Annotated in this window: 11 protein-coding genes; 10 read left to right on the top strand and 1 reads right to left on the bottom strand. The window is 50.8% G+C overall.

All coding sequences use genetic code 11. The features are described 5' to 3' along the window. Nucleotides 1–48 precede the first annotated feature (48 nt). The 9 genes from Q5741_RS18520 to pssA all read left to right on the top strand — a co-directional run bounded on the left by Q5741_RS18520 (nucleotide 49) and on the right by pssA (nucleotide 11,333). On the top strand, nucleotides 49–1,293 hold the full coding sequence (locus Q5741_RS18520; protein WP_305025606.1) for a polysaccharide pyruvyl transferase family protein: 1,245 nt from the start codon (nucleotides 49–51) through the stop codon (nucleotides 1,291–1,293). Between the two features lie 179 nt (nucleotides 1,294–1,472). Continuing rightward, on the top strand, nucleotides 1,473–2,651 hold the full coding sequence (locus Q5741_RS18515) for a GNAT family N-acetyltransferase (RefSeq protein WP_305025605.1): 1,179 nt from the start codon (nucleotides 1,473–1,475) through the stop codon (nucleotides 2,649–2,651). Nucleotides 2,652–3,149: 498 nt separating this feature from the next. Continuing rightward, complete coding sequence (locus Q5741_RS18510; RefSeq protein ID WP_305025604.1) at nucleotides 3,150–3,611, top strand: CtsR family transcriptional regulator; 462 nt, start codon at nucleotides 3,150–3,152, stop codon at nucleotides 3,609–3,611. Between the two features lie 29 nt (nucleotides 3,612–3,640). Continuing rightward, complete coding sequence (locus tag Q5741_RS18505; RefSeq protein ID WP_305025603.1) at nucleotides 3,641–4,162, top strand: UvrB/UvrC motif-containing protein; 522 nt, start codon at nucleotides 3,641–3,643, stop codon at nucleotides 4,160–4,162. Nucleotides 4,163–4,190: 28 nt separating this feature from the next. Continuing rightward, nucleotides 4,191–5,255 (top strand): protein arginine kinase, encoded by a 1,065-nt coding sequence (locus Q5741_RS18500; protein WP_305025602.1) that lies wholly within the window; start codon nucleotides 4,191–4,193, stop codon nucleotides 5,253–5,255. A 45-nt stretch (nucleotides 5,256–5,300) separates the two neighbouring features. Then, a complete protein-coding gene (gene clpC / locus Q5741_RS18495; RefSeq protein WP_305025601.1) occupies nucleotides 5,301–7,748 on the top strand; it encodes an ATP-dependent protease ATP-binding subunit ClpC in 2,448 nt (815 codons plus the stop codon). 338 nt (nucleotides 7,749–8,086) lie between these two features. Continuing rightward, complete coding sequence (gene radA / locus Q5741_RS18490) at nucleotides 8,087–9,454, top strand: DNA repair protein RadA (protein WP_305025600.1); 1,368 nt, start codon at nucleotides 8,087–8,089, stop codon at nucleotides 9,452–9,454. A gap of 14 nt (nucleotides 9,455–9,468) precedes the next feature. Continuing rightward, complete coding sequence (gene disA, locus Q5741_RS18485; protein WP_305025599.1) at nucleotides 9,469–10,545, top strand: DNA integrity scanning diadenylate cyclase DisA; 1,077 nt, start codon at nucleotides 9,469–9,471, stop codon at nucleotides 10,543–10,545. A gap of 56 nt (nucleotides 10,546–10,601) precedes the next feature. Beyond that, the gene (gene pssA / locus Q5741_RS18480; protein ID WP_305025598.1) at nucleotides 10,602–11,333 is read left to right on the top strand and encodes a CDP-diacylglycerol--serine O-phosphatidyltransferase; all 732 of its coding nucleotides are present in this window, start codon (nucleotides 10,602–10,604) and stop codon (nucleotides 11,331–11,333) included. Between the two features lie 120 nt (nucleotides 11,334–11,453). Here the strand turns inward: pssA and Q5741_RS18475 are convergent, their stop codons facing one another. Then, entirely contained in the window at nucleotides 11,454–11,849 is a 396-nt protein-coding gene (locus tag Q5741_RS18475; RefSeq protein WP_305025597.1) for a nucleoside triphosphate pyrophosphohydrolase family protein, read from the bottom strand. A gap of 292 nt (nucleotides 11,850–12,141) precedes the next feature. On the opposite strand from Q5741_RS18475, the gene Q5741_RS18470 reads away from it, so the two are divergent. Next, nucleotides 12,142–13,230: a PIN/TRAM domain-containing protein gene (locus Q5741_RS18470; protein WP_305025596.1), complete on the top strand. Its 1,089-nt coding sequence runs from the start codon at nucleotides 12,142–12,144 to the stop codon at nucleotides 13,228–13,230. The last annotated feature ends 6 nt before the right edge of the window (nucleotides 13,231–13,236 follow it).

Raw genomic sequence — 13,236 nt, 5'->3', positions numbered from 1 at the left:
AGATATATGCCATGTTCAAGACTAATATACAAAGGGGTTAACGGATCTATGGGGAAAATTCTGATTACCGGCGGGCAAATGGAGAATAAAGGCGCCCAGGCAATGTCTTTTACAGTAATTAATGAAATCCGCAACCGCTATCCGGACAAAGAAATCATCATGAACTGCATGGACGAGGACCGGAATTATAACTTTGAGATCATCAAAATCGGGAAAAAGCTGAAGGTCGAGCTGCTGGGTGGGGTCTACGGTTCCATCGGCAAGCTGATTCCCGGTGCATCCCATGTTAATGTGAACAAGCAAAAAATGAAAGAGCTGCTGAACGATACCGACCTGATTATTGATATCAGCGGGTTTGCGCTGTCTTCTCAATTCAGTATCCGTCACTCGATTAATTATCTGGTTAACATTATGCTGGCGAAGAAGTACAATATTCCGATGATTTTGCTGTCACAGTCGTTTGGTCCGTTTGATTATGAGGGCCCTTACAAGACAATCATTCCTGCACTGATGAAGAAATACATGACCTATCCCAAAGCCATTTATGCCCGGGAGCAGGAGGGGCTGGAGTATCTGAGTAAATACACGACCCATAATGTGAAAAAATCAGTGGATATTGTACTGCAGGGCAGCAAAGAGTTTAACCTGGAGCATCTGTTTAAGGGCGGCGCCTACTCGCCAAAGGAACCTGTAGCGGTTATGCCGAATTCGGTTGCCATTGTACCTAACGTAAAAACGATGAAATATGGTTCCCGGGAGACATTAATCCATATGTATAAGGAAATGACAGATCATCTTTTGGCGAAAGGAAAAAATGTCTATCTGCTGCGTCACTCTACAGAAGACCTGATCCTCTGTCAGGATGTGAAGAAGCACTATGCCCAGGACCACAGAGTAGTGCTGCTGGAAGATGAATATGACTGCATCGAAATCCATCATCTGCTGGATCAGTTTGATTTCATCATCGCCTCCCGCTACCACTCGATTGTACATGCGTACAAGAATGGGACGCCGGTTCTGGCCTTGGGCTGGGCTACCAAATACCGCGAGCTGCTGAATCATTTTGGACAGGGTGAGTATATCTTTGACGTACGTGATCTGGAGCATGTCCAGCAGAATATGATCCGCAAAATTGATCTCATGATCGACAACCGTGATGTGGAAGCGAAAATTATTGAGTCTATTGCAGCCGAAATTCAAAAGGATACGATCTTTAATGAAGTATTTGACGGATTGGGATCGCAACAGGTTCAGGAAACAGAGGAGAGAACGGCTGCCCTGCAGCCCAGCTGAGACTCCTTGAAGTTATAGAAGACGATGAATGCCGGAACATCCCCCGGCAGCCGGGCGCAAGCTCGTGCTGGCCGGGGTTTGAGGTTTGATTTGACATCAGCTTCAGGCTTTGCGAGACTCGGATTAACGGCTGCGTCGGCAGTCTGGTGATCCAATACATAAATGCTGAGGTGATCGAAATGCAAATCAGACAGCTTAAGTCCCATGAATTTGATGCCAGTGTGGAGTTATCGGAGTATGCCTTTCAGTACACGCTTCCTGCGGAGAAGAAGGAAGAGCGGAGAAACAGCTTCAAACCGGAACAGACATGGGGGATTTTCGACGATCAGGACCGGCTGCAGGCCAAATTCACGCTGATTCCCTTTCAGGTGTATCTGCATGGACAGAAGGTGAAGATGGGCGGCATTGCTGGTGTAGCTACCTGGCCGGAGAACCGCCGGCAGGGGCATGTGAGCAGCCTATTGACGTATGCCCTGAAGCAGATGAAGGAGAGTGGGCAGACCCTGTCGTTTCTGCATCCGTTTTACTTTCCTTTTTACCGCAAATATGGTTGGGAACTCTACACAGAACATAAGAAATACTCCATTCCGGTAGAGCTGCTTCCACCAAAAGCCGTGGTTCCCGGCAAGATTGTCCGCGGCGTTCAGCAGATGGAAGAGTTGGATGCGGTGTATCAGGCTGCTGCTGCAGGTTATAACGGAACGCTCGTACGTGATACGGAGTGGTGGACGCGCTCCGTGCTGCCGGACAGTCATGCGGCGGTGTATTATTCGGAGTCTGGCATGCCGGAGGGATACCTGCTCTATGAAATCAAGGATAAGGAATTTATCTGTGATGAGCTCGTTTACCTGAATGAACAAGCCCGGCAGGCGTTATGGACGTTTATTGCGAACCATGATTCTATGGTCAGACAAGTAAAGCTGGATTTTGTTCCTGCTTCAGATATGCTGCCTTCCCTGGTGCCGGATCCGCGATTTACACAGGAGCTTGTGCCTTATTTTATGGCTCGTATCGTGGATGTTCAGGGCTTGATTGAGCAGTATCCTTTTGCCAAAGGAGAAGGGGCCTCACTCCGAATCGGTATCCGGGATCCGCATGCGGAGTGGAACGAAGGGGTGTGGAAGCTGGATGTGAACGTAGAAGGCACGGCTCAGTTCACTGCTGCCGGAAGTGCCGGAGAGGAAGCGGCAGACCCAGATGTCAGCTGTGACATTCAGGCATTAACCATCATGCTGCTGGGATACCGTCGCCCGCTGGCTCTGCACCGGACAGGACGATTGAGCGGCAGCCTGGAGGCCGTGCACCGTCTGGAGCGCTGGATTCCACAGGCGGAGACATTCCTGATGGACTTCTTCTAAAATTATTTCTTCTTATTAAATATAGGATTTTTTGATATACGATTTGCAAGACAAGGGTGCTCTTCTTCGGGCTGATGCTGTAATAAGTCAGCTGCCGGAAGGAAGCGCCTTTTTTTGTTCATCCATCCTTCTAAAAATAAATTGTGCAAAATACAAAAAACCACTTGGCAAATCGGGTGAGTGTGCTATAATGTAATCAAAGTCAAAGAAAGTCAAAGTCAGCAAGAGATTGAGTTGATGAAGGATATTCAGTTTCCGCTTCGCGGTTTGAGAAATACGTATTATCTTGAATGATGCGTATGATTTGGAACCTGTAGTGGTCAAACTAATAAAGTGATGAAGCAATCAGGATGCGTAGTAGATCTGCAGGGTTCTCATCCCGGGATTCGTGTTCCGGCGTATTGGTTAAGCAATTAACAGGCGCTGTATACAGGGATACTGGATGTTCGAATTCAGCTGGCTTCAACGTTTTTTTTCTAACTAGTGGAGGATGAGGGAATGCGCAATATCTCTGATGTTATCGAACAATATCTGAAGAGTATACTGCAGGAAAGCGCAGAAGGCATGGTAGAGATTCAGAGGAATGACCTGGCCGATCGCTTCTCCTGTGTGCCGTCCCAGATCAATTATGTGATCAGCACCCGGTTTACGCTGGAGAAAGGGTATCTTGTCGAGAGTAAGCGCGGCGGCGGCGGCTACATCCGCATTCAGCGTATTGAGCTTCCTGCCCAGCATGTACTTCATACCCATCTCCATCAGAGTATCGGGCAAGCCATCAGCCAGTCGGCGGGTGAGGGACTTATCTATCAGCTGGAAGAAGCCAAGTTCCTGAATCCGCGTGAGGCAGCGCTGATGCGGGCGGCCATCTCCAGGGAGTGCCTGGCGATTAAGCTGCCGTACAGGGATCAGCTGCGTGCCCGTCTGCTGAAGGCAATGCTGATTTCACTGCTTAACAAATAAACAGAGTGTCATTAAGGAGGTACGTCGCTATGCTGTGCCAGGAATGTGGTAAACGGCCGGCAACTCTCCATTTTACCAAGATCGTTAACGGGGAGAAGACGGAATTTCATATTTGTGAGACTTGTGCGCGGGAGAAAGGGGAAATGATCCCCGGGACACCGAATGGATTCTCCATTCACAGTCTGCTGTCAGGATTACTGGACTTTGATCCGTCTATTAAGGGTCAAGCGTCCGGCAGTCCGCCGCCTTCTCCCCGCTGTGAAGAATGCGGCATGACCTACTCGCAGTTCAGCAAGATCGGCCGCTTCGGTTGCAGCTCTTGTTATAAATATTTTAATGACCGGCTTGATCCGCTCTTCAAAAGGGTGCATGGCAGCACTTCGCATATCGGCAAAATACCGGTACGCAGTGGCGGCCGCATCAAGGTTGAACGCAAGATTGAGGAACTGAAGCAGGAGCTTCAGGGCAGCATACAGGCGGAAGAGTTTGAGACTGCAGCCCAGCTGAGGGACCAGATCCGCCAGCTTGAAAAAGAAATTGCCCAAGAGTAAAGTTTGTGATGAGTAGGAGGAATGCGTAATGCCCAATCTCCGGTTTACCACAAAGCCGCTTAGCGATTGGATGCGCGGCTCCGCTGCGGATTCAGAAATCGTCATCAGCAGCCGGGTAAGGATTGCGCGCAACCTGCAGCATATTCCTTTTCCGATGCTGGCTACGAACTCCCAGTCGGAGGAAGTGCTCGACAAGCTGACCGCAGTGCTTGATGATGAAGAGGCCCATCAGTTTGGCCATTTTCATATTCTGAAGATGGCTGAACTGAGTGATCTGGATAAAAGGGTACTGGTGGAGAAGCATCTGATCAGTCCTAATCTGGCCAGTGAATCGCGCAACGGTGCGGCGCTGATCAGTGAGGATGAATCGGTGAGCATCATGGTGAATGAAGAAGACCATCTTCGTATCCAGTGTTTGTATCCCGGTTTTCAGGTCAAGGAAGCCTGGGAACGGGCAACAGCCCTTGACGATGTGTTCGAAGCGCACGCTGAATATGCATTTGATGACAAACGCGGCTATCTGACCAGCTGTCCTACGAATGTAGGTACCGGTCTGCGGGCGTCTGTAATGATGCATCTTCCGGCTCTGAGCATGACTCAGCAGATTAACCGGATTCTGTCCGCTGTCTCTCAGGTGGGTCTGACGGTCAGAGGCATTTATGGCGAAGGCAGTGAGGCGATCGGCAACCTGTTCCAGATCTCCAACCAGATCACGCTGGGGCAGACCGAACTTGAGATTATCGAGAATCTGCACAGTGTGGTCATGCAGATTATCAGCCAGGAACGCACGGCAAGGCAGCGTCTGCTGTCAGAGTCGAGGCTGCGGATTTCCGACCGGATCATGAGATCCTACGGGATTCTGAAGCATGCAGCGATCATGGATGCCAAGGAAGCGGGTCAGCGGTTATCCGATGTCCGTCTGGGTATTGATCTCGGTATTTTGCAGGAACCTTCGATCCCGGTGTTGAATGAATTGAATGTAATGATTCAGCCTGGCTTCCTGCAGAAGACATTCAACGATCAGATGCACGCCTCGGAACGCGATATGTACCGGGCGCAGCTGATCCGAACAACTTTAGGCACAACCCCTTAACAATAGATATACTGGCAATCCCAACTCATGGAGGTGCAGGAGATTATGATGTTCGGAAGATTTACAGAACGTGCACAGAAAGTGCTGGCACTTGCTCAAGAAGAAGCAGTACGTTTAGGTCATAACAACATTGGTACAGAGCATGTCCTGCTCGGTCTGATTCGTGAAGGTGAAGGTATTGCGGCCAAAGCCCTGATCGGTCTGGGTCTTGGACTGGAGAAAATTCAAGATGAAGTAGAAACGCTCATTGGCCGCGGCCAGGAGCAGCCTACGAACATTGCTTATACACCGCGTGCGAAGAAAGTCATCGAGCTCTCGATGGATGAAGCGCGCAAGCTTGGACACACCTACGTGGGTACAGAGCATATCCTGCTCGGTCTGATCCGGGAAGGTGAAGGGGTTGCGGCACGTGTGCTCAATAACCTCGGCATCAGCTTGAACAAGGCACGTCAGCAGGTGCTGCAGCTGCTCGGCAGCAGTGAAGCGGTATCCAGCCATAATGGCGCACCAGCCAATGTAAGCACACCGACGCTGGACAGCCTCGCACGCGATTTGACTGCTATTGCCAAGGAAGGCAATCTGGACCCGGTCATCGGCCGCAGCAAGGAGATTGAACGTGTCATTCAGGTACTGAGCCGCCGTACCAAGAACAACCCGGTGCTGATCGGTGAACCTGGGGTAGGTAAAACGGCGATTGCCGAAGGGCTCGCCCAGAAGATCATCGCGAATGAAATTCCGGAAACGCTGCGCGACAAGCGCGTGATGACACTGGACATGGGCTCCGTGGTTGCCGGAACGAAATATCGCGGTGAGTTCGAGGATCGTCTGAAGAAAATCATGGACGAAATTCGCCAAGCCGGTAATATCGTACTGTTCATCGACGAGCTGCATACACTGATCGGTGCAGGGGGTGCGGAAGGCGCGATCGATGCCTCTAATATTCTGAAGCCGGCGCTGGCACGCGGCGAGCTGCAGTGTATCGGTGCGACAACGCTGGATGAGTATCGTAAATATATAGAGAAAGACGCTGCATTGGAGCGCCGCTTCCAGCCGATCACTGTCGATCAGCCATCCCCGGATGAAGCGATCCAGATCCTGTATGGTCTGCGTGACCGTTACGAAGCACATCACCGTGTGAAAATTACGGACGAAGCAATTGAAGCGGCTGTAAAGCTGTCTGACCGCTACATCACTGACCGATTCCTGCCGGATAAGGCGATTGACCTGATCGACGAGGCGGGTTCCAAGGTAAGGCTGAATTCGTACACGGTACCGCCTAATCTGAAGCAGCTGGAGAACCGCCTGGATGATATCCGCAAGGAGAAGGACTCCGCGGTTCAGAGTCAGGAATTCGAGAAAGCGGCAGCTCTGCGCGACACAGAGCAGAAGATTCGTGAAGAGCTGGATGTAACGAAGAACCAATGGAAAGAGAAGCAAGGCCGGACAGATTCTGAAGTAACACCGGAAGATATTGCTCAGGTGGTAGCGATCTGGACGGGTATTCCGGTGAACAAACTGAAAGAAGAAGAGACCGAGCGTCTTCTGAACATGGAGAGCCTGCTGCATGAACGCGTCATCGGTCAGGATGAAGCGGTCAAAGCTGTCAGCCGCGCGATCCGCCGTGCAAGAGCGGGCCTCAAAGATCCGAAGCGTCCGATCGGCTCCTTTATCTTCCTCGGTCCAACCGGTGTAGGTAAAACCGAGCTGGCACGCGCCTTGGCGGAAGCGATGTTCGGTGATGAGAATGCGGTTATCCGTATCGATATGTCGGAATACATGGAGAAGCACTCCACGTCCCGACTGGTCGGAGCTCCTCCGGGATATGTCGGTTATGATGAAGGTGGTCAGCTGACTGAGAAAGTACGCCGTAAGCCATATTCCGTAGTATTGCTGGATGAGATCGAGAAAGCTCACCCTGAAGTGTTCAACATTTTGCTGCAGGTGCTGGAAGACGGACGTCTGACTGATTCCAAAGGCCGTGTCGTCGATTTCCGCAACACGCTGATCATTCTGACATCTAACGTCGGAGCGGAAGCAATCCGCAAAAACTCGACGCTGGGCTTCACAGCTGTGGTCGACGCGGGTGCACAGTATGACAACATGAAGGGCAAAGTGATGGAAGATCTCAAGAAGAGCTTCCGTCCGGAATTCCTGAACCGGATCGATGAGATCATCGTGTTCCATTCCCTGGAGCGGGAGCATATCGGTCAGATCGTTTCGCTGATGTCCGAAGAGCTGCGCAAGCGCCTCAGAGAGTACGAGGTGGACTTCGAACTTACAGATAAGGCAAAGGATTTCCTGGCCAAAGAAGGCTTCGATCCTTCCTATGGTGCGCGTCCTCTCCGCCGGGCGATCCAGAAGCATATCGAGGATCGTCTGTCTGAAGAATTGTTGACCGGCAACGTGTCCAAAGGCGATCATCTGCTGATCGACGAACAGGACGGTGCGCTGAATGTAACCAAAAAAGATAATGTGCCGTCCAGCAATTCCTAATGAATCGTATGTAGCGGCATACGCTAATAAATAAAATAAAGGGACATCCCGCTGGCTTGACGCTGGTAGAGGATGCCCCTTTTTTTTATTGAACTCCTTCTCATTTGTGTAACTTTTTGATTTGCCTTTACGCCGGTTCGGAGCAATGGTAAACTTTTATTGTTGGGCACCTTGTTAGGTTAGTTCCATGAGTTCGGGCACAATATGTAGGAAAGAAAGGCTTCTTACATTCTAAATATGCTGTTTAGCGTGTTCGTATCGACTCGTCCAGCACGATGGGTTTTTCTTATTGCGGCCGGACCGAATTCGACAAATACGGAAGAAGTAAGGAGATATTCATGGCCAAAGTCAAAACTAAATTTTATTGCACCGAATGCGGTTATGAATCACCAAAGTGGTACGGCAAATGTCCGGGCTGCCAGGCCTGGAACAGCATGGTCGAAGAAACCGAAACTGTGGTGAAGACCCAGGGGATGAATTCTCCTCTTTTCAATAGTAAAGAAAAGCCGCTTCCAATCATAAATATAGAGAGTAACCAAGAACCTCGTATCAATAGCGGAATCAATGAGCTGAACCGGGTGCTCGGCGGCGGCATTGTTCCGGGATCGCTGGTATTGGTCGGTGGCGACCCGGGGATCGGGAAGTCAACCCTGCTGCTGCAGGCCTCGAACAGTCTGGCGCTGTCAGGACTGCGCGTCCTGTATATTTCCGGAGAGGAATCCGTGCGCCAGACGAAGCTGCGTGCAGACCGGCTCGGTGCGCTGTCTCCAGAGCTGTTCGTATTATGTGAGAATAATATGGTGGCTATTGAGGACGCGGTAGAGAATACCAAGCCGGATTTTCTGGTTATTGACTCCATTCAGACGGTGTTCCTGCCGGAAGTGACCAGCGCGCCGGGCAGTGTCTCTCAGGTGCGTGAATGTACGTCCAGGTTCATGCGGATTGCCAAGGGTCTCGGCATTGCAACCGTACTGGTGGGGCATGTTACAAAAGAGGGTGCGATCGCCGGCCCGCGGATGCTGGAGCACATGGTGGATTGTGTGCTTTATTTCGAAGGTGAGCGTCACCATACGTACCGGCTTTTACGGGCGGTGAAGAACCGATTCGGTTCAACGAACGAGATGGGGATCTTCGAGATGGGGGAGAGTGGTCTCCGTGAAGTGGAGAACCCGTCGGAATTGTTCCTGTCGGAGCGTCCCCTGGGCGTAGCCGGTTCGACGGTTGTCGCCAGCATGGAGGGTACACGGCCGGTGCTCGTAGAACTCCAGGCATTGATAGCAGCGACACACTTTCCGTCTCCCCGCCGGATGTGTACCGGGATCGACCATCACCGCCTGGGTTTGATCATAGCAGTGCTGGAGAAGCGGATGGGCATGTTCCTCCAGAACCAGGATGCCTACCTGAACGTGGCAGGCGGCGTCCGGCTGGATGAACCTGCAGTGGATCTGGCAATTGCCGTCAGCATTGCCTCAAGCTTCCGCGATATGCCGACCAAGCCTTATGATGTTATGTTCGGTGAAGTTGGCCTGACAGGCGAAGTTCGTGCGGTATCCCGTGCGGAGCAGCGTGTAAGAGAAGCCGAGAAGCTTGGCTTCAAGCGGGTGATCCTTCCTCAGAAGAGTCTGAAGGGTTGGACCCCGCCCAAGGGAATTCAAATTATTGGCGTGGATACCGTAGCAGATGCGCTAGCGGTTGCTTTAGATTAGGGGGCAAAGGGAACATGAAAGAGACGAGCCAACTGGATAAAATGAACGACCTGCTCCGGCTTGTGGCACCAGGCACGCCCTTTCGGGAAGGGCTCGAGAATGTGCTCCGCGCCAAGACCGGCGCGTTGATCGTTGTTGGCTACAGCCCTGAGGTCATGGAGGTCGTGGATGGAGGTTTCTCCATTAATTGTGACTTTTCACCGAACTACCTGTATGAGCTGGCCAAAATGGATGGAGCCATTATTCTAAGTGAAGATTTGAAGCGGATTTTGTATGCCAATACCCAGCTGATTCCCGATTCGTCAATCTCGTCGTCTGAGACAGGGATTCGGCACCGTACAGCAGAGCGGGTAGCGAAGCAGACCGGTAAATTGGTCGTCTCCATTTCACAGCGCCGGAATATTATTACGTTGTACCAGGGGGCTGTGCGTTATGCACTGAAGGAGATTGGTGTCATTCTGACCAAGGCTAATCAGGCCATTCAGACGCTGGAGAAATACAAAGCGGTACTGAATCAGTCTCTGACCAACCTGTCGGCATCAGAGTTTGAGGAACTGGTGACGATTCCGGAGGTTGTCAATGTCATTCAGCGCACGGAGATGGTGCTTCGGATTAAAACCGAGATCAAGCGTTATATCAATGAGCTCGGCAATGAAGGCCGCCTGATCAGCATGCAGATGGAAGAGCTGGTCAGCAATACGGAAGAGGAAGCCTGGCTTCTGTATAAGGATTATGCGAAGGAAGACAGCGACGACAAAATTAATGAAATCATCACAGCACTTCACCGGTCGACAGATGATGAGCTGCTGGATGTTCATCATATTGCTCGCCTGCTCGGTTACCCGGCTTCGGCTGCCCTGTCGGAAGATGCAGTGGCACCGCGAGGATACCGGGTGCTTAACAAAATCCCTCGCCTGCCAAATGTCATTATTCACAACCTGGTGGACCGGTTTGATCTGCTGCCTCAGGTGATGACTGCAACCGTTGAGGAACTGGACGAAGTGGATGGGATCGGAGAGGTACGTGCGCGTACGATTCGTGAAGGATTGAAACGTCTGCAGGAGCAGGTATTCATTGACAGGCAGATGTAAATGATATACAATCTGTGGATGTTATTGGTATTCATAGATTAATATGAGGTGAAGAAATGATAACAAAATCAATTCCGAACTTGTTTACTTTAGGTAACCTGTTTCTCGGAATGGTCGCCATCCTTATGGCGTTTGACGGAAAGTACAGCCTTGCAGCCATTATGGTTATCGTTGCGATGCTGTTGGATGGACTGGATGGTCGGGTAGCTCGTGCCTTGAATGCACAGAGTGAATTCGGTAAGGAATTGGACTCCCTGTCGGATGTAATTTCATTTGGTGTTGCGCCAGCACTGATTATGTTTATTGTCTCTTTTCATGATTTGAATCAAGCTCTGGCCTGGACGGTAACGGGAATCTTCCCGATGTTCGGAGCTTTGCGTCTGGCTCGTTTTAATGTTATCTCCGGAACTCCGGGTTACTTTACAGGGTTGCCGATTCCTGCTGCCGGTGGAGTTCTCGCGACACTTTCCTTGTTTCACAAAGATGTCTCGGCTCCATATATGGTTATCGCCACGCTGCTTCTGTCCTATTTGATGGTCAGCAGCATGAAATATCCGAATTTCAAAAAAGTAGGGCTTCCTAAGAAAGCGATCTGGATCGCTCCAATTGTTGTTCTTGTGGCCGTATTGCTGGCAGTTGCTTTCCCTGATCAGCTCTCGAAGATGATCTTCATTCCTTTGGGTCTTTATGCATTGTATGGAATGAAGCAGAATGTGGATAAGCTGATCCGCCGCAGCCGCAAGCAGCAGAAGGAATCCGATGAGAACTACCGCCATTCCAAACGATAGGTTTACCGCTATTATTCCATAATTTCATTTTAGGCATAATAAAAAGCATTTATTTCACTGAGCAATCAGCGAGATAGATGCTTTTTTTATTGGTTTGGCTTCCATCAGCCGTACCTGTATTTAAGACATATTGAACAATCCGAGTGTGGAGCACTTCTGGGATTCACGCTGCAGAACTTCCTCCAGCGAAATATCCAGCACATTGGACAAAGCGGACATATAGAAGAGGCTCCGGCCCAGTTCAGCCATAACAACCTCCCGGCAGTTCTCGCACAGTTCACCCTGAACATGGCTGTCCAGTGTGTTCTTCGCCTGCTCCAACCCCAGATCAGGCTGATATTTCTGCTTGGCGGCATGCAGCTCAACACAACCGCATTCCGTAATAGCCTTGGAGACAGCTCGATTGACAGAAGCCCCGGATTGTCCGGTTTTGGACAGGATATCCAGAAGACTGCGGTGACGGAGTAACAACTCGGAAACTTGGTCTTGAAAAGCCTGCAAACTTGATGCGTTCATTTGGCTATCCACCCCTGTGTATGAATTGAGTCCATTATATGCCACTCTGGAACCTCCTTTCAATGACCAAACCCAAAAGAAGTTCTAAGAGAGAGTCTGACCGAGAAAAAGAGAGAGGAAAAGGGATTGGAGAAAAATATTGCAAGGCTACGGTTAGTCAGCCCGAAACTGGAACATACTGCTAGTATGAGCGTGCTGCATCAATCAGATTTATTCTCTGAGGGAACTTGTTCTCCGGTTCATGCAGTCCGCTGATTGCAAAACACAAACGGTTAGGGAGGTGCAGGGACGGATGTGGAGAAAAGCCATTTTAACTTTTACGGGATTATGCGGTGTGTGGTCAGGCTATACCCTGTTTCAAAAAGCAGATGAAAGCTTGCCCTGGATGACGAGGTGGATCGGCGGCGGAGATTCAGCAGGCGGAAGCTTGCTGTGGATGGCTCTGGGTGCCCTGGTCTTCATGGCACTGTGCTCCATCTTTGGGGATTCAACCGCGAAGCGGGTTCAGCGGGGAATCGAAGGTCTGGTGCGTGTACCTATGAACGAACTGGCAGCGGGGGTTTGTGGTCTGGCTGCGGGTTTGGTCATGTCCATGCTGATGTATCCGCTTTTCTCCTGGCTGGGACAGCCGGGGCGGATTCTGCAGGTTGCGGTTACACTGATGTGCGGGTATATGGGCCTGCGGGTCGGGCTTGAGAAAAGAGAGGATTTGGCAGCTTTTTGGCTGTCGGGTAGGTTCGGTAAGGATGATTCAGGTGAAGAGCGCAAGACGGAGGAGCACAAAATCCTCGATACCAGTGTTATCATTGACGGACGGATTGCAGATATCTGCAAAACGGGCTTTATCGAAGGGACGATTGTCATTCCGGAGTTTGTTCTGGAGGAGCTTCAGCACATTGCCGATTCCTCGGATCTGCTAAAGCGCAACCGCGGCCGCCGAGGACTGGACATTTTGAATAAAATTCAAAAAGAGCTGGATGTGCAGGTGCTCATCTATGAAGGGGATTTCGAAGAGATTTCCGAAGTGGACAGCAAATTGGTGAAGCTCGCCAAGCTGCTTGGCGGCAAGGTCGTGACGAATGACTTCAACCTTAACAAGGTCTGTGAGCTGCAGGGAGTTTCGGTTCTGAACATTAATGATCTGGCCAACGCCGTAAAGCCTGTCGTGCTGCCGGGAGAGGAAATCCTCGTGCAGATTATCAAGGACGGCAAGGAGCATGGACAGGGTGTTGCTTACCTGGATGATGGTACGATGATCGTTGTGGAAGGCGGCCGGGAGTACATCGGTACCATGATGGAAGTGCTTGTCACCAGTGTACTGCAGACCTCTGCAGGCCGGATGATCTTCGCCAAACCAAAACTGTTGGAAAAAGCCCAGTAAAAGCGG

The organism is Paenibacillus lacisoli (assembly GCF_030580655.1).
Taxonomy (GTDB): domain Bacteria; phylum Bacillota; class Bacilli; order Paenibacillales; family Paenibacillaceae; genus Paenibacillus; species Paenibacillus lacisoli.
This window is presented reverse-complemented; position numbering and strand designations above follow the sequence as displayed.

Coding starts and splice junctions, on each gene's coding strand:
- Q5741_RS18520 (WP_305025606.1), top strand. CDS start 49: ATGGGGAAAATTCTGATTACCGGCGGGCAAATGGAGAATAAAGGCGCC.
- Q5741_RS18515 (WP_305025605.1), top strand. CDS start 1,473: ATGCAAATCAGACAGCTTAAGTCCCATGAATTTGATGCCAGTGTGGAG.
- Q5741_RS18510 (WP_305025604.1), top strand. CDS start 3,150: ATGCGCAATATCTCTGATGTTATCGAACAATATCTGAAGAGTATACTG.
- Q5741_RS18505 (WP_305025603.1), top strand. CDS start 3,641: ATGCTGTGCCAGGAATGTGGTAAACGGCCGGCAACTCTCCATTTTACC.
- Q5741_RS18500 (WP_305025602.1), top strand. CDS start 4,191: ATGCCCAATCTCCGGTTTACCACAAAGCCGCTTAGCGATTGGATGCGC.
- clpC (WP_305025601.1), top strand. CDS start 5,301: ATGATGTTCGGAAGATTTACAGAACGTGCACAGAAAGTGCTGGCACTT.
- radA (WP_305025600.1), top strand. CDS start 8,087: ATGGCCAAAGTCAAAACTAAATTTTATTGCACCGAATGCGGTTATGAA.
- disA (WP_305025599.1), top strand. CDS start 9,469: ATGAAAGAGACGAGCCAACTGGATAAAATGAACGACCTGCTCCGGCTT.
- pssA (WP_305025598.1), top strand. CDS start 10,602: ATGATAACAAAATCAATTCCGAACTTGTTTACTTTAGGTAACCTGTTT.
- Q5741_RS18475 (WP_305025597.1), bottom strand. CDS start 11,849: ATGAACGCATCAAGTTTGCAGGCTTTTCAAGACCAAGTTTCCGAGTTG.
- Q5741_RS18470 (WP_305025596.1), top strand. CDS start 12,142: ATGTGGAGAAAAGCCATTTTAACTTTTACGGGATTATGCGGTGTGTGG.